The sequence below is a fragment of the Peribacillus sp. NPDC096448 genome (assembly GCF_044762675.1).
GTDB lineage: Bacteria > Bacillota > Bacilli > Bacillales > DSM-1321 > Peribacillus > Peribacillus frigoritolerans_B.
In genome coordinates this window covers 166,199-181,108 of the sequence record NZ_JBIWEU010000006.1, presented here as the reverse complement: position 1 = coordinate 181,108, position 14,910 = coordinate 166,199, and the positions used below count along the sequence as shown (strand labels likewise).

At 43.5% G+C, this 14,910-nt stretch carries 18 protein-coding genes; 7 read left to right on the top strand and 11 right to left on the bottom strand.

Translation table 11 applies throughout. The features are described from left to right. The first annotated feature begins 3 nt into the window (after positions 1 to 3). The 3 genes from ACIQ0C_RS12665 to mnhG are packed head-to-tail and all read left to right on the top strand — an operon-like array spanning position 4 to position 1,086. Entirely contained in the window at positions 4 to 480 is a 477-nt protein-coding gene (locus ACIQ0C_RS12665) for a Na+/H+ antiporter subunit E (RefSeq protein ID WP_403060315.1), read from the top strand. 11 nt (positions 481 to 491) lie between these two features. Beyond that, the gene (locus ACIQ0C_RS12660) at positions 492 to 764 is read left to right on the top strand and encodes a Na(+)/H(+) antiporter subunit F1 (RefSeq protein WP_402836358.1); all 273 of its coding nucleotides are present in this window, start codon (positions 492 to 494) and stop codon (positions 762 to 764) included. Continuing rightward, a complete protein-coding gene (gene mnhG / locus ACIQ0C_RS12655; RefSeq protein ID WP_402836135.1) occupies positions 748 to 1,086 on the top strand; it encodes a monovalent cation/H(+) antiporter subunit G in 339 nt (112 codons plus the stop codon). The genes ACIQ0C_RS12660 and mnhG overlap by 17 nt, the downstream gene beginning before the upstream one ends. Before the next feature lie 53 nt (positions 1,087 to 1,139). On the opposite strand, the gene ACIQ0C_RS12650 is transcribed toward mnhG, so the two are convergent. From ACIQ0C_RS12650 to ACIQ0C_RS12625, 6 genes are all read right to left on the bottom strand, one after another. Continuing rightward, the gene (locus tag ACIQ0C_RS12650; RefSeq protein ID WP_403060312.1) at positions 1,140 to 1,859 is read right to left on the bottom strand and encodes an MOSC domain-containing protein; all 720 of its coding nucleotides are present in this window, start codon (positions 1,857 to 1,859) and stop codon (positions 1,140 to 1,142) included. Positions 1,860 to 1,954: 95 nt separating this feature from the next. Beyond that, positions 1,955 to 2,353: a hotdog fold thioesterase gene (locus ACIQ0C_RS12645; RefSeq protein WP_402836131.1), complete on the bottom strand. Its 399-nt coding sequence runs from the start codon at positions 2,351 to 2,353 to the stop codon at positions 1,955 to 1,957. A 117-nt stretch (positions 2,354 to 2,470) separates the two neighbouring features. Then, positions 2,471 to 3,034 (bottom strand): 5' nucleotidase, NT5C type, encoded by a 564-nt coding sequence (locus ACIQ0C_RS12640; protein WP_402836129.1) that lies wholly within the window; start codon positions 3,032 to 3,034, stop codon positions 2,471 to 2,473. A 15-nt stretch (positions 3,035 to 3,049) separates the two neighbouring features. Beyond that, positions 3,050 to 4,147 (bottom strand): FAD-dependent monooxygenase, encoded by a 1,098-nt coding sequence (locus ACIQ0C_RS12635; RefSeq protein WP_403060309.1) that lies wholly within the window; start codon positions 4,145 to 4,147, stop codon positions 3,050 to 3,052. 23 nt (positions 4,148 to 4,170) lie between these two features. Then, complete coding sequence (gene ribD / locus ACIQ0C_RS12630) at positions 4,171 to 5,265, bottom strand: bifunctional diaminohydroxyphosphoribosylaminopyrimidine deaminase/5-amino-6-(5-phosphoribosylamino)uracil reductase RibD (protein ID WP_403060306.1); 1,095 nt, start codon at positions 5,263 to 5,265, stop codon at positions 4,171 to 4,173. Positions 5,266 to 5,278: 13 nt separating this feature from the next. Then, positions 5,279 to 6,028, bottom strand: a complete 750-nt coding sequence (locus ACIQ0C_RS12625) for a GTP cyclohydrolase II (protein WP_402836123.1) — start codon at positions 6,026 to 6,028, stop codon at positions 5,279 to 5,281. A 254-nt stretch (positions 6,029 to 6,282) separates the two neighbouring features. Between ACIQ0C_RS12625 and ACIQ0C_RS12620 the strand changes: the two genes are divergently transcribed. Further along, positions 6,283 to 6,678, top strand: a complete 396-nt coding sequence (locus ACIQ0C_RS12620) for a YuzC family spore coat inner layer protein (RefSeq protein WP_402836121.1) — start codon at positions 6,283 to 6,285, stop codon at positions 6,676 to 6,678. Positions 6,679 to 6,741: 63 nt separating this feature from the next. Here ACIQ0C_RS12620 and ACIQ0C_RS12615 read toward each other — a convergent pair whose 3' ends face one another. Further along, positions 6,742 to 8,247: a leucyl aminopeptidase gene (locus tag ACIQ0C_RS12615; RefSeq protein ID WP_403060303.1), complete on the bottom strand. Its 1,506-nt coding sequence runs from the start codon at positions 8,245 to 8,247 to the stop codon at positions 6,742 to 6,744. 268 nt (positions 8,248 to 8,515) lie between these two features. Here ACIQ0C_RS12615 and ACIQ0C_RS12610 point away from each other — a divergent pair, with 268 nt between their 5' ends. Both ACIQ0C_RS12610 and ACIQ0C_RS12605 read left to right on the top strand, forming a co-directional pair. After that, positions 8,516 to 8,998, top strand: a complete 483-nt coding sequence (locus ACIQ0C_RS12610) for a divergent PAP2 family protein (protein ID WP_402836117.1) — start codon at positions 8,516 to 8,518, stop codon at positions 8,996 to 8,998. A 9-nt stretch (positions 8,999 to 9,007) separates the two neighbouring features. Beyond that, positions 9,008 to 9,796 (top strand): cobalamin-binding protein, encoded by a 789-nt coding sequence (locus tag ACIQ0C_RS12605; RefSeq protein WP_403060301.1) that lies wholly within the window; start codon positions 9,008 to 9,010, stop codon positions 9,794 to 9,796. A 70-nt stretch (positions 9,797 to 9,866) separates the two neighbouring features. On the opposite strand, the gene ACIQ0C_RS12600 is transcribed toward ACIQ0C_RS12605, so the two are convergent. From ACIQ0C_RS12600 to ACIQ0C_RS12585, 4 genes are all read right to left on the bottom strand, one after another. Next, entirely contained in the window at positions 9,867 to 10,559 is a 693-nt protein-coding gene (locus ACIQ0C_RS12600) for a 3D domain-containing protein (RefSeq protein WP_403060298.1), read from the bottom strand. A gap of 357 nt (positions 10,560 to 10,916) precedes the next feature. After that, the gene (locus tag ACIQ0C_RS12595) at positions 10,917 to 11,234 is read right to left on the bottom strand and encodes a YuiB family protein (protein ID WP_034310217.1); all 318 of its coding nucleotides are present in this window, start codon (positions 11,232 to 11,234) and stop codon (positions 10,917 to 10,919) included. A gap of 107 nt (positions 11,235 to 11,341) precedes the next feature. Beyond that, positions 11,342 to 11,821 carry an NUDIX domain-containing protein gene (locus ACIQ0C_RS12590; protein ID WP_403060528.1) on the bottom strand — a complete coding sequence of 160 codons (480 nt, stop codon included), beginning with the start codon at positions 11,819 to 11,821 and terminating at the stop codon, positions 11,342 to 11,344. Positions 11,822 to 12,020: 199 nt separating this feature from the next. Continuing rightward, positions 12,021 to 13,235 (bottom strand): NAD(P)/FAD-dependent oxidoreductase, encoded by a 1,215-nt coding sequence (locus tag ACIQ0C_RS12585; protein ID WP_034310214.1) that lies wholly within the window; start codon positions 13,233 to 13,235, stop codon positions 12,021 to 12,023. Between the two features lie 475 nt (positions 13,236 to 13,710). Between ACIQ0C_RS12585 and ACIQ0C_RS12580 the strand changes: the two genes are divergently transcribed. Then, a complete protein-coding gene (locus ACIQ0C_RS12580) occupies positions 13,711 to 14,703 on the top strand; it encodes an NAD(P)/FAD-dependent oxidoreductase (protein WP_402836108.1) in 993 nt (330 codons plus the stop codon). Positions 14,704 to 14,910 lie beyond the last annotated feature (207 nt).

Below are 14,910 nucleotides of genomic sequence, written 5' to 3'. Positions count from 1 at the left end.
CTGATGTCATTCCAAATTTTACTGAATGTGTTCCTTGCGTTTATCTGGATGTTTTTACAAAATGAATTTAACGGGAGCACTTTTATCATCGGATATATATTGGGGCTCGGCATCATGTTCGTCTTCCGTCATTTTTTCAATGATCGGTTTTACTTGAAAAGGGTGAATGCCGTCGTTCTATTGCTGCTCATATTCGCAAGGGAGCTCATACTTTCCAACATTAGCGTCCTTAAGGCCGTGCTTAAACCGAGCCTGGATATGAGACCTGGCATATTCGCATATGAAACCGTGCTGACTAAGGATTGGGAAATTACGATACTATCGAATTTAATTACACTGACACCGGGAACTCTTGTCGTTGAAGTATCAGAGGATAATCGGATTCTATATATCCATGCGATGGATATTGCCGACAAGGATGAGGCCGTTTACAGCATTAAAAATACATTTGAAAAAGCAATTATGGAGGTGAGCAAATAATGTTCGATCTAATGCTTAAAATCGCCTTGCTCGGTGTTTCGCTTTCCATGATTGGATTCTTATACCGTTTAATCAAAGGGCCTTCCGTACCGGATCGGGTCATCGCACTCGATGCAATGGGAATCAATCTGATCGCAATCGTTGCACTTGCCTGCATTGTCATGGATACAAGCGCATATCTGGAAGCCATTCTTCTGCTCGGAATCCTATCTTTCATCGGAACGGTCGCTTTCTCCAAATTCCTTGAGAAAGGGGAGATAATCGAAGATGACCGCAATCGTTGAAATCCTATCGGCCTTATTCATATTAATGGGGGTCTTTCTCTTTTTAGTCTCGGCTTTCGGCATCATCCGGCTGCCGGATGTCTATACAAGGAATCACGCTGCCTCGAAAAGTTCGACACTTGGGATCATGTTCATCCTGATCGGCACCTTGTTATATTTTTATTATAAACATAGCCATTTCGATTTCCGGGTCGTGCTCGCGATCATCTTTATCTTCATGACCAGCCCTGTTGCGGGACATTTAATCATGCGCTCGGCTTATCATACTGGCGTAAAGATGTGGGATCGAAGTGTCCAGGATGATTTAAAGAAAACCCGGTGACCCCTGCCATTGCAAAAGAGCTGCCCTGATTACAGGAGCAGCTCCTTTCTGTTTCAATCTTTTAAAAATACCTGGTCGCCCACTCTTATTTCACCTGTTTGCATGACCGAGGCATATACGCCAAAATGATTTTCCCTTTCCTTGACGACAGTTTTCAGTAGTGATGGATCTCTATGTGAATCGCTTGGATCGACAGTTATGATCATACAGCGCTCACAATGCCTTTTGATCTCCAATTCCACTTCATTCCCGATTACAATCCTTTTTCCGAACCATTGCTCTTCTAAAAAGGGCGTTTTGTTCACTAAGGATATCACCAAATTTTGCCTGAATCTCCTACCATCCAGTTCTTTTCCCCAAAGCTTTGTCAATTCGCCAATCGAGGCATCACTGACAAGCAGGATGTTTTCTTCTTCAATCGCACCTACCGGAATATGTGCAGGGTGATAAACAACAGGTGCTGCCTCCTGTTTCAACAAACGTTCCATTTCCTCCAGAAAGGCTTCCTCTCCCCATGTCAAAACGTTTCCTGAAGGGGTCTTCACTTTGATTTCCGGATATTGGTCAAGGGTTTCCTCACCAGAAAAAGCAGCTTGATAACGGACCATCTCCGGGACTTGGGTTATTGTCAGGAACTTCCCATTTTTACCTTTAAAGGCATGGCTGCGATCTCCATATAGTCCATAGTCCATCACCTTCGTTTTTTGAACCTGTTCACCAGTGAATGATTTTACAGGATGACGGGTGATTTCTTGTATATGACCCACCAGCATAAAAAAACCTCCTTTCATACAATAGTCTACTGCCAGATTATACTTAGACCGGATACTATAGAATCATTGCACCAATTTACGATTGTTCTTTTGATTCACTTTGACTTCGGTAAGTCGATAACGGCTAATGTACAGCGTGAAATGCAGATAAGATGATCGTCTTCATCACGTATCTTCACGTCCCACACCATCGTCGTCTTCCCGCGATGGACGATGTTCCCTTCTGCGGTAACAAAACCTGAACGGACGCCCCTAACATGATTGGCATTGATTTCAAGGCCGACGACAGCTTGTTTTGTACTATCTACCAGCTGCATTCCGCCAAAGCTTGCAACGGATTCCGCAAGGGCAACGGACGCTCCCCCATGCAATAAACCATACGGCTGCCTAGTCCGTTCATCCACAGGCATCGTCGCAATGACTTTCCCATCGCCGACTTCTTTCATTTCAATCCCAAGCGTGCCTATCAATGACTTTTCAATATTTCTCTCCATCCCATTACCCCCGACTCTCTTGTTTTTTTTACCAAAAAATGAATCACTATTCATAATAGTATACATAAAAAGGATGACCCAAGTCTATCAAGTCATCCGTCAATCATGTGATTTGTATTATTTGGAGAGGATTTCTTTTAATTCAAACCAGCTTGTCAGTCTTGGAATATCCAATTCCCTGTTATAGGAGTTATCCATTGCATACACTTTCGTCGGAATATCCAATAAAGTTTCCAGCACTGCCGGTTTATCATCAAAATAATAATCCAATTCCAATTTGCGGATCGTATCAATTTTTTCATGATCCTTCATCCCGCAATAAAAATGTTCATCCTTAACCGGAAAGCCGTTTTCGATCAGCCATTTTTTCGTCCGTTCACCATGCTCCGCTTTTCTGGCGGTGATGTAATAGATTTCATGGCCATCACGTTCAAGCTCCTGCAGCGTTTCCACTGCGCCCTCGAAGGCTGGACAGGATGAATAATATACTTCATCGGCAAGGCTGTTCCACATCTTACCCCCAGCCTCTTTATCAAGCCCGAATGCTTCATGGATCTCCAACGTCTTTAAAGCTCTGAATTTCGTTAACTCTATATTCGCATTAAGCTTTTCATTATAAAGATGGAACGCGAACTCCCTCAAGTTAATAAGGGTATCGTCAATATCAAAACCGAATTTCATATCCTTCACTCCTATTCAAACATAAGCGGCGGCAAACTGTGATGCGAAGGAAATTTCCTTGTCCACCTGAATGGCCTGTAATCTTTCAATCTCGGCTTTTCTATTTGGCTCAGCCATTTTAAGTCCAAGGAAGCCAGTATCCCCCTTCAGGATGCATCCAGAGATAAGCTCGGCCAATATATCGGCATCCTTCATGGCACAATTGAGTCCGAACGCACCTGTAGGCGTCATCGTATGGGCTGCATCACCTAATAAAGCAACGCCTTCCTTTGTCCACGTTTCACAATAGCTGCTGTAAACATCCAATAAAATGAAGTCCTGCCATGAGCGGATATTTTCACACACAACCTTTTTTAATTCAGGAAAGGCAAGAAGCAAATTTTCTATGAACGGTTCAAAATGCTGTTTTCGCAAATGGGGGAATGAACCATGCTCTATATTCCAGCCAATTTGGATGAAACCTCCAGCCTGGGAGAAGAGGGCAACCTGGGAGCCATTGACCAATGCCATCTTGATCGAAGGCTTCCACCCCTGTGGAGCAGGAATTTTTGCCCACAGTAAATCATAGCCATGCTCCTTAATAACGACTGGTATTCCCGCTTTTTTTCGAACGATGGAAAACCTGCCGTCCGCTCCGATTATCAATGGACTTTGCACTTCCAGGTCATTTCCGCCATTACGGGCCTTGACACCCGTAAAACGGTCCATTTCATTCTGTATCAAGCCGGTAACCCTCGTATTCATCATCAATTGAAAAGAGTCCAGCTTTTCGGCTTCATTCAATATGGCTGTAAGCAGATGATTTTGCGGGACATGTATCCCAACATGATCGACAGGCCATTCAGGGAAAATGCTTTTGAATATGTGGCCGTCATGCCAATATTCAATTTGTTCCATCCTAAGCAAGCCTAGTCTTTCCATACTCTCGAATAAACCGTGCTTTTTAAGAATGCCCTCTCCTTCATCGTTCAAGAACTCGCCCCTGAACTCCCTTGAAACCTCGGAATGCCTTTCAAGCAATACGACTGAAATGTCCTGCTTGGCCAATAGGTAAGCCAGCAGGGCTCCTCCAGGGCCTGATCCGACTATGCATACATCTGATTTAACCAACATGCCTCTTCACCTGTTGTCTATTTTTATTTAGGATAAGCCGTGATACGTATGTCCTCACCAAACGTTTCCACGCCAGAGAAGGAAACATCCATCGCTTCATCCATCGTATCCACATTCATTCCAGTATACGGTGTTAGTGAGTTTCTTCCGCCCAATAGTTTAGGAGCTATATAAATCAAGTATTTATCGATGAGCCTTTCCCTAAGGAATGAGGCATTCACTTCACTTCCGCCTTCCAGCAAGACGTCCGTAATCCCCTTTTTATACAGCTCTTCCATTAAAGCCTTTAGATCCAGTCCCGTCTCGTTTTTGGCGACGAAAATGAATTCGATCCCTTTTTCACGTAAAATTTCCATTTTATCCGCAGGTGCATTTTCCTGCGTTACGATCAAGGTTCTCGCATCTGATACTTGTACAACATTGGCATCCAATGGAACCCGTAATTCACTGTCTAAAATGATCCGGATCGGATTTTTCCCTCCGCCCTCCGGAAGTCTGGTCGTCAGTGATGGATCATCTGCCAACACAGTCCCGATACCAACTAGAATGGCATCCACCTCATCACGAAGCAAATGAACGGAATGACGTGATTCTTCTCCTGTTATCCACTTTGAATGGCCTGTGTGGGTTGCAAGCTTTCCATCGAGCGTCATCGCATACTTCGATATGACAAATGGACGATTCGTCAGCATATTGTGAATAAAACGTTCATTCAGCCTTTGGGCTTCCTTTTCCAGGACGCCGACTTCCACTTCAATTCCAGCATCCTTTAGGATCGATATCCCTCTGCCGGCCACTTCCGGATTCGGATCTTGAGTCGCAACCACCACTCTTCGCACACCTGATTCTTTCACCAAATTTGCACAAGGAGGTGTCTTTCCATAATGGGAACAAGGCTCAAGAGTCACATACAGCGTTGCACCTTCTGCATACTCACCCGCCATTTTGAAAGCATGTACTTCCGCATGCGGTTCACCCGCTTTACGGTGAATCCCTGTCCCAGCTATCACACCGTCTTTCACTATGACTGCCCCGACCACCGGATTCGGATTCGTCTTTCCTTTGGCACTGGCTGCCAAATCCAGTGCCAGCTTCATGTAATATTGATCATCATTCATTCTATAGCTCTCCTTATACAATCAAAGTTGGCTTCTTTTTGGGAATATGTCCAGACTTCTTAACCTTTGTATCGAGATAGAAACTATTATCTTCCGTCAAACCGCCCCAAAGCGGAATATGGTCCTTTGCCGCAAGTCCATGCTTCATGAGGGCATCCAGCTTTTTGGGGTTGTTCGTGATTAAAGTCACCGGATCCTTACGCAGTTCCCTCAACACGCGAATGGCTCCCTCGTAAGATCGCGTATCATCTTCGAATCCTAAAGCCTCATTCGCCTCGACCGTGTCATAACCTTCCTGCTGAAGCAAATAGGCAAGAGATTTGGAAAACAGGCCAATCCCTCTTCCTTCATGGTCCGCAAGGTAAAAAATGGCCCCGCATCCATGCTCGGCTATCATCTTCATCGATTGGTGGAGCTGGTAGCCGCAATCACAGCGTTTACTGCCGAAGATATCACCTGTGTGACAGATGCTATGCATCCGGACAAGTGCATCCTCAGACTTTTTAAAATCACCATAAACCAATACGGAGGATTGCTGTCCAAAAGCGAGGTTCGCTTCCGAAAGCGAATCAAGCACCGAATCCTTGTCATTATCCGCGCCGTCAAGCTGAAGCCATGTATACCATTGGAAAACCGTTGAGAAATCTCCTTGTTCAACCGGCAGGTTCACAGGCCCCACAAGGCATATATCAGCTTTACCCGGGGTTTTGATGATATTCATTTTATCTATTAAAAGGTCTTTTGTTTCCTGGGTTATTTTCATGTTAACATCACCTATTTTATAATTTATAGTGTGCCTTCTCCTTACTTTAGGTAAGTAAGTATATTACTATACACTATACCTGTCAATGAAGCAGTTTACAAATAATAGTGTGTCTTTAATCATAATTTTCAAGAAGTTTTTTGCAGAAGAAAGGTCATTCACAAACCGCTATCATATCAGCTGGCCTTTATACATATTTTAACGTATAACGAAAACGTGTCTATAGACAGACTTAAGGAAAGGAAGGAAACCTTTTGGAGGATTTCCCTTATTTTTTATATGATCCCATCCTATTTCCGCCTCACGCCAGGGCACTGAATAAGAATCGGGAATGGGAAGGTACATTGCGTCCCTACTCGGCAACCAATCCAGATCTGCTAGTCAAATCGGCAAAGACCTCGCAATCTTTGATGCTTGATGTAAAAAAAGTCATGGATACTTTAGCCACATCCAAGCCTTTCTCCAACCGATTGATGACTGCTGCCCAAGCATCGCAAAAGAGTGTCGTGATCGATATGATCCGAAAGATAGGAATTAAGAACGAACCTGATATCACGTATAACCCCGATGGAATCCGTTTTGATTTCTATCCTAAAGCAGGGGAAGAAAATTGCCATATCATCGTCAGCTTGAAATGGAGGGATATATAGCGTCCGTCCAACCCCTTTTTGGTAAAAAAACCGAAGCCTATTTTCGGCTTCGGATATTGGGGTTCATCTTGTTTTCGTTTCAAAGGTTTCAACCAATAGTGCAAGCGTGCGTGCCATGACACCGGTAGCCCCCGCCGTGCACAATTCGGAGTTGTTCGAGGTTGTGGAGGTTCCGGCAATATCCAGATGGACCCACGGAGTGTCTTCGGCAAATTCACCGATGAAGGCCCCGCCCATGATCGCATGTCCCGCTCCTCCAGGTGAATTATTCAAATCCGCTATTTTACTATTGCGTACCCGCTCTTTATCCTTTTCCGTAATCGGCAATCTCCAAATGGGCTCCCCGGCCTCCTCTGAGGCTTTGACCACTTGTTCATAGAATTCCGTGTCATTTGTCATTGCACCCGTCATATCCATGCCCAGTGCCGTTATGACACCACCCGTTAAAGTGGCAACGTCAATAAGATAGTCAGCACCATGATGTTTAGCGTAAGTCATGGCATCCGCCAAAACGAGCCGGCCTTCCGCATCCGTATTCAATACCTCTATCGTCTTGCCGCTCATGGCAGTGATCACGTCATCTGGCTTGAATGCATCACCGCTGATCATGTTATCAGTGGAAGGAATGACAGCCACGACATTTTGGTCCGGTCCCAATTCGCCGATAATTTCCATTGCACCTAAAACAGCTGCCGCACCGCCCATATCCGTCTTCATTCCAACGATACCAGCCTTCGTTTTCAATGAGTATCCACCCGTATCGAATGTGATTCCTTTACCGACCAACCCGATGACATCCTTCCATTCATCCTTACCTTGATACTTCAGGACGATCATTTTCGGAGGCTCGACCGAACCTTTATTGACAGCAAGGAGTGCGCCCATTCCCAACTTGAGCATGTCTTCCTTCTCGAGGATCTCCACTTCAAAACCATAACGTTCGCCCAAGGCAGATGAATAATCCGCCAAATCCGTGGAAGTCAACAAATTGCCTGGTGTATTGACCAATGTTCTGGCTGAGTTCGTCGCCCTTCCGAAGATTCTTCCTACATGAAGGGCGGCACCGACCTCTTCTTGATCAAATTCACTGTAAACCGTAATCGATTCAAGGCTTTTTTCGACCTGGTTCGATTTTTGCTTGTATCCGTCAAATTTATAGGAAGCAAGTTCGAAAGCCTCGGAACAAGCATGCGCAGCGTCCAATGCATCCAGATTTTCCGTCGTGAATGTATCCAAAGCGATCGAAAGTGTCGCAATCTTGGATTCTTTAATCATCTTACGGGCTTTACCCAACGCTTCGCGGAGCGTTTCAAAGGATAGCTCCTTTTCCTTGCCCAACCCTACAAAAATCAGTCTCTTTACGTTTAATTTACCTAATGTATGTATTTTGACCACTGATTTTTTCTTGGAAGGGATTTCCCCGGCCTTCACTAACTCTGTCAGCTGGCCATCCAATCGTTCATCCGCTTCTTTTCCTATCCCTGTGAACTTTACAGGTCTGTCAAATACGCCTAGAATCAGGCATTCGTCAATCAAATCTATATTTAAGGAATTTTTTACTGTGAACATTTGCTACCCCTCCATTCTATTACATTCATTATAACGAAATCTTCAAAAATTTTCGAATAATGCCCGCAAAATTAATAATAACAAGGGATATTGTTTAGAATGGGTGACTTTAGAGTAATAGTATAAGAAAGATCATATTTATACTTATACCGGCAGGGAATCGACAGGACTGAATGGAACTAATAATAAGGTCCTTATTCCGAGCAGGATGTATTAACCCATATATGGATTTCATCTTTACTTTTAACTAGAAAGAAGGCTGATACTCTTGGAATTATTACTCAACTTCCCTTTAATCGCAGCATTGATTGCCATTTTCTTTGCTCAATTCATTAAAGTGCCCATCCACTTCATAGCATTTCGAAAAGTGAACTGGTCACTCATTAACTCCACAGGCGGTATGCCAAGCTCCCACTCTGCGGCCGTGTCAGCCCTAACCGTAGCGGTAGGGATCGAAACCGGAATGGATTCCCCTGTATTTGCCGTTGCCGCGATCTTTGCAGTCATCACGATGTTCGATGCGACAGGAGTGAGACGGCAGGCAGGAGAACAGGCAGCCGTCTTGAACCAGCTCGTTACCGACTTCAATACCTTTGTCGAGCAAGCAAAGAACTGGCAGAAAAAAGCAGATAAACAGAAACAGCAACAATTAAAGGAACTGTTGGGCCATAAGCCAATCGAGGTATTTTTCGGAGCCTTGACCGGAGTATTCATTGCACTGGCACTTCACTTTTTCATCTTTCAAGGGTAGGTGTTCAATTTGAAAATAATCTCTCTTTGCCCCAGCAATACGGAACTATGCACATATCTAGGAATTGAAGATCAGCTGATCGCCATCGATGACTACTCAGATTGGCCTGAAACCATACAGCACCTTCCTAAGGTGGGGCCCGACTTATCGATCGATATCGATCATGTAGAATCACTAAAACCCGATTTGGTGCTGGCTTCACTGAGTGTACCGGGCATGGAAAAAAACATCGGGGGGCTAAAAGAACGGAACATCCCCCATATCATCTTCAATCCGCAATCACTTGAGGATATCGCAAAAGACTTACTGACCTTGGGCGAGGCAATCGATCTAAAGGAAAAAGCAGAGGAACAAGCTGCCAAATTCCGTGATGCCATCCTTCAATATAAAAACATCGCCGACAAAATCGAATCAAAGCCGTCCCTATATTGGGAATGGTGGCCTAATCCCATATTCAGCCCCGGAGGAGTTAATTGGTTATCCGAGATCAGCACGCTTGCGGGAGGATATAACCTTTTCGAAGATGTCGACATGGCAAGCATTCAAGTCACTTCCGAAGAGGTCCAAAAAAGGGATCCCGACCATATTTGCTTAGCTTGGGTCGGTGTCCCTTTACGAAAAGTAAACCCGGCGCTTGTCAAGAAACGGAAAGGGTGGACTGATATGAAGGCCGTCCGGAATAACAATATTCACATCATGGAAGAACCTTTATTTTGCCGGCCTTCCCCGCGTTTACTGGATGGGCTGTCCAAATTGGCAAAGACTCTGCACCCTGAAGCCTACAAAAGCATGGCCTGAGGGCGTCCCAAATGAAACAGAAAAGGCTGCCTCAATTAAGGCAGCCTTTCACTTTCCTTTTTGCCCATCATTAAAAAGCAAAAGAAGCTACATTTTCATTCAATGTTTTCTCAGCGATTTTCGGCTTGAATACCTGCTTGATCTTGGTTTCATTCAACTTGCTTAACTGTTCTTCAGATAACTCGCCGTTCCCTTTTTGGACAACATATACTTCAAGGGTTTTCTTTCCCCAGTTCTCGTACACATCTTGTACCGTTTCGTAGTATAGATCCAGGTGATTCCCTTTGATTGCACCGCCCTTGTCTGCAACAACCCCATATCCATAGCCCGGAATCCAAAGGATGGTTCCTAGAGGGAAAACGGCAAGATCGGCGGCAATGGTGGAAAACAGATCCCGTTTCACCTTCACCCCTGAATAAGTGATGCCATAGGATGGGCTTTTCGGGTACTTCCCGGTTGATTCGTACCCTGCTGTATATCCTGTAGCCAAAACTTCATGCTTCGGGTATTTCGAGAGCTCGATTGCCTCCGCTATCGTCGTCGGACCATTGCTCGTGGATGCCGATGCCATCAGCGTTGCCACTTGACCTCCACTATGGATCGCTTTATATTCGAGACCAAGCATTCGATGTCGTCTCATTGCCTCTTCAAAAGGGTGATCTTCAGGCACCGCCCCAAAAACATGATTTACGGTCGATTCGATGGCCAAGATAAATAATATGATAATAGCAACCCTTAAAAATAATGCCTTTACAATCTTCATATGTATCAATTCCACTCCTCTCACAAGGATATTTGTTCCCTTTACGGAGTGAAAGTATTCATAAAGCATGAAAAGAACCAATTTTCCTTACAAAAAAGGCTCTTTTCGTAAAGATTGTTGTTTTTAAAACGAAACTATTTAAGGTTGATTGGAGCGGAAGTGTGAGACTCCTGCGGGAGCAGCGGGACAGGTGAGACCCCACAGGCATTTACGCCGAGGAGGCTCACCGCCCGCCCCGCGGAAAGCGAGCATCTGGAGGGGAAATCAACCACACCGCACTACTTGGTAAATAGCAACAAAGTATGTGAAAACAGCCTACAAAAAAAGAACCGTCCAACATGACGGCCCTTCCCATTATCAAAACATTTGATATCCTTTATTCCTTAGAATCCTTATGACCACACCAGCTAAAACCGCGCCAAGCAGGCCGCTTGATAAAATAATGATGTCTGCCGTATGCAGGGATGTAAGGTTCGTTCCAAGATTAGAAAAAGATATTCCCGGATTTCTAAAATATTCTATTAGCTTTGTTTCATTGACAATGATGATGAAGACGATTGGAAATAAGAAGACCATGATCCACGAAGAACGAAAGAGCATATTCAGCAAAAAACCAATTCCGAAAAACAATATGAAAAATAAGAGTATTGAGATAATTAAAACAGGCAATGGCATGTTATTCTTGACCCTCCTTAAAAGCGACACCTTTAGTTTACTGAAAAAATAATTGCTGCGTCAACGACTTATGCCAAATAATACCGAAGAAAAGATAATTACCCAAATCACATGAATAATTTATATGATGTATATCCAAATTGATCTCCCGGGTTCAACCCGTCAAGCATCGTCTGCATCCTTTCCTTTTTAAAAGCTAAAAGCTGTTCCAATAGTAACGATTGCTTCCCCTCATCCATGAGCAAATCAGGGTCATAAAATTTAGCTTCATATAATTCATCCAATTGAGCGGATACTTCATAACTGAGCGGTTTAAGTAAAAATATCAACATATTATCACTTATATCCCCTTTGATGATTCCGCTTCTCACTCCTACAATGCCTTCGATTTCTGTATGAATACCCGTCTCCTCCAGCACTTCCCTTACGACAGCTTCATCGACGGTTTCATCATTTTTGACAAAACCTGCCGGAAGTGACCATTGCCCTTTCAATCCGCCATACCTTTTGTTCACGACCAGCCACTCACCTTTATCAGATATCACAAGGCCGGACACTGCCAGCCAAACATTTTTGCATCGTTCCATCAAAACCCACATCCCCTACATTCATTATAATTAGATAAGATGAAAGATAACTTCCTTGTTTAAGCTTCGTCACCCCCATTATAATCCACAAAAAAAAATTGCAAACTCCGTTATGACACAATCAACAATGGATGGAATGCCAATGAAAAAGCCATTCAGGGACAATCCCCAAATGGCCATTCTTGATCTATCGAAAAAATTAAAGGACGTTGAATTTACCTTTTTTAGCAACGAGTGAGGCTCCGCCAATCATTAACAATGCTCTGTTATCAACCATTTTCTTCATGAATGATGCAGTCTTACCTGTAACTTTCTTGCCGAATACAACACCAATCGCATTGTCTTCACCGAGTGAACATACCGTTCCTTTGTTTTCGAAAGTGAACGTTTCCAGGTCGCTTTCGTTACGAACCAATTTAGTCAGGTTCTTCGCAATGACCTCACCTTGCTGCATCGCTATTTGTGCAGTAGGTGGATATGGGCGGTTAATTTCCTCGTTGATGATCAAAGCGCAATCCCCTACGATGAAAATATCGTCATGACCCGGTGCCCGCATGTCAAGGTTCACTTTAATACGTCCGCGCATAGCTTCAAAACCGGAAGCCTCTATCACGGAGTTTCCACGTACGCCAGCTGCCCATACAACGGTTCCCGCTTTGATTTCTTCCACTTCATCTTCGCCTTTTGCCACGATGATGCCTTCAGGAGTCGCCCCCTTGATCGGTGTACCGATTTTGAATTCCACACCTTTTTTCTCTAGGTAAGATACTGCATAATCCACCAATTCCGGATCGAAACCAGGGAGGACGGCTGGGGCTGCCTCCACACAGTACATACGGACCTTTTGGAAATCGATGTCGTATTCTTTACAAAGTTCAGGGACACGGTTAGCCAATTCGCCAAGGAATTCGATACCCGTGAATCCTGCTCCTCCAACAACGATCGTCAAGCGGTCTTCATTCTTCTCGACCTCAGTACTGTACGTAGCGAATTGCAATTGGATATGGTCACGGATTTTACGTGCCGTGTTCACGTTAGAAATAGAGAAAGCATATTCTTTCAGCCCTTGGATTCCGAATGTTTCCGATTCAGGTCCAAGACCAATCACTAAGTAATCATAAGAAATTTCGCCGTTTTCAAGGATGACTTTTTTGTTCTCTGTTTTCACTTCCAAAACAGAATCCTGGATGAATTTAACTTTGCTGTTAATGACACTTTTGATTGGATAGCGCACACGATCATGATGAAGCGTTCCAGCGGATGCTTCATGCAGCCATGTTGTTTCATAGTGGTAATCATTTTTGTTAACTAATACGATTTCTGCTTCATTTTGACCTAATGCCTTCTGTAAGCGAGTAACAGTCATCAATCCACCATAACCTGCTCCTAAAACAACGATTGTTGGCTTTTTCAAAAGTATTCTTCCACCTTTACGATATTTTCTTGTGATGCTTTCCATAACTAAAATATATTGTCTATCTTATTAATTTCCATTATAAAAAGCACTCTTATTCATTTGTGACGTATTTCACGTAACACTTCATAAATGTCATAAAAAATTCATAAAAATTTTACCAAATGATGTCTAAGTAAATATTAGTCTTTTTCCTTACCTTTTTCAAGTAACAAACCGAACTTTTTCGGGTTAAGATAAAGTCGAAAAACGTTATTTTTCACCCGGTTGCGAACCATATTTATACGATATGCTTACCATTGGCAAAGGGTAATTTCACCCAACTCCGAAAGCGGATACAGAACATTCATCATGAAACCGCACATATATAGTCAAAACTTTCCCACTTTTCTAACTTTCCCCGTTTTTTAAAAGATCATCTATGTTAAAATAAGAGAATAAATTTCAGCAAACCTAGTAAATCGGAGGGATAACGTTGGAAGTTAATGAAAAAGTTTATGATATTACAATCATTGGCGGTGGCCCAGTTGGATTATTCACTGCATTTTATGGAGGAATGAGACAGGCATCCGTAAAAATCATCGAGAGCCTCCCACAATTAGGCGGACAATTGTCAGCCCTTTATCCTGAGAAATACATCTATGATATCGCTGGTTTCCCCAAAGTGCGCGCTCAGGAGCTAGTGAATAATTTGAAAGAACAAATGGCAAAGTTCGAACAGGATGTTGTCCTGGAGCAAGCCGTTCAAGATGTGGAAAAGCAAGCCGATGGAGTTTTCAAATTAACGACTGATAAAGAGATCCATTACTCCAAAACGATTATCATCACAGCTGGAAATGGGGCTTTCCAACCCCGACGCATCGAAATTGAAGATGCAAAAAAATACGAAAACGGCAACCTTCACTATTTCATCGACGACCTCAACCATTTTGCAGGCAAAAAAGTGGTGGTCTTCGGAGGCGGGGATTCAGCAGTGGACTGGGCCCTAATGCTGGAGCCGATCGCCGAGAAAGTGAGCATCATACACAGAAGAGATAAATTCCGTGCCCACGAACATAGTGTAGAAACACTTAAAAATTCAAAAGTTGAAATAAAGACTCCATACATACCTTCAGAGTTGATTGGTACAGACGGACGTATCCATACAATTGTCATCAAGGATACAAATGGTGAAGATACAGAGACCATGGAGGTAGATGCAGTCATCGTCAATTACGGCTTCGTTTCCTCTCTTGGTCCCATTAAGGAATGGGGACTTGATATCCAGAAGAACAGCATTTTGGTGAATTCCAGAATGGAAACGAATATCCCGGGAATTTATGCAGCAGGTGATATTGCAACATATGATGGCAAAGTAAAATTAATTGCCAGTGGTTTTGGTGAGGCACCCACTGCCGTCAATCATGCCAAACAATATATTGACCCAAAAGCAAAAGTTCAGCCGATGCACAGTTCTTCCATGTTTTAACTATATTAGGCAAAAACCGGCTTTCATGGCCGGTTTTTTTGTTGTCCCCAATTCAATGATTGTGGATAAGTTTTTCCAATCAGTTATCCACAGTGCTTACCCTTGTCATTCTAAGGGTAAAGAGTGGAAGGAGCCATGAAAGGGGAATGCATCCATGAATATTTTAATTGCAGGGGCCAACGGAACGACCGGAAAGCGGATCATTGG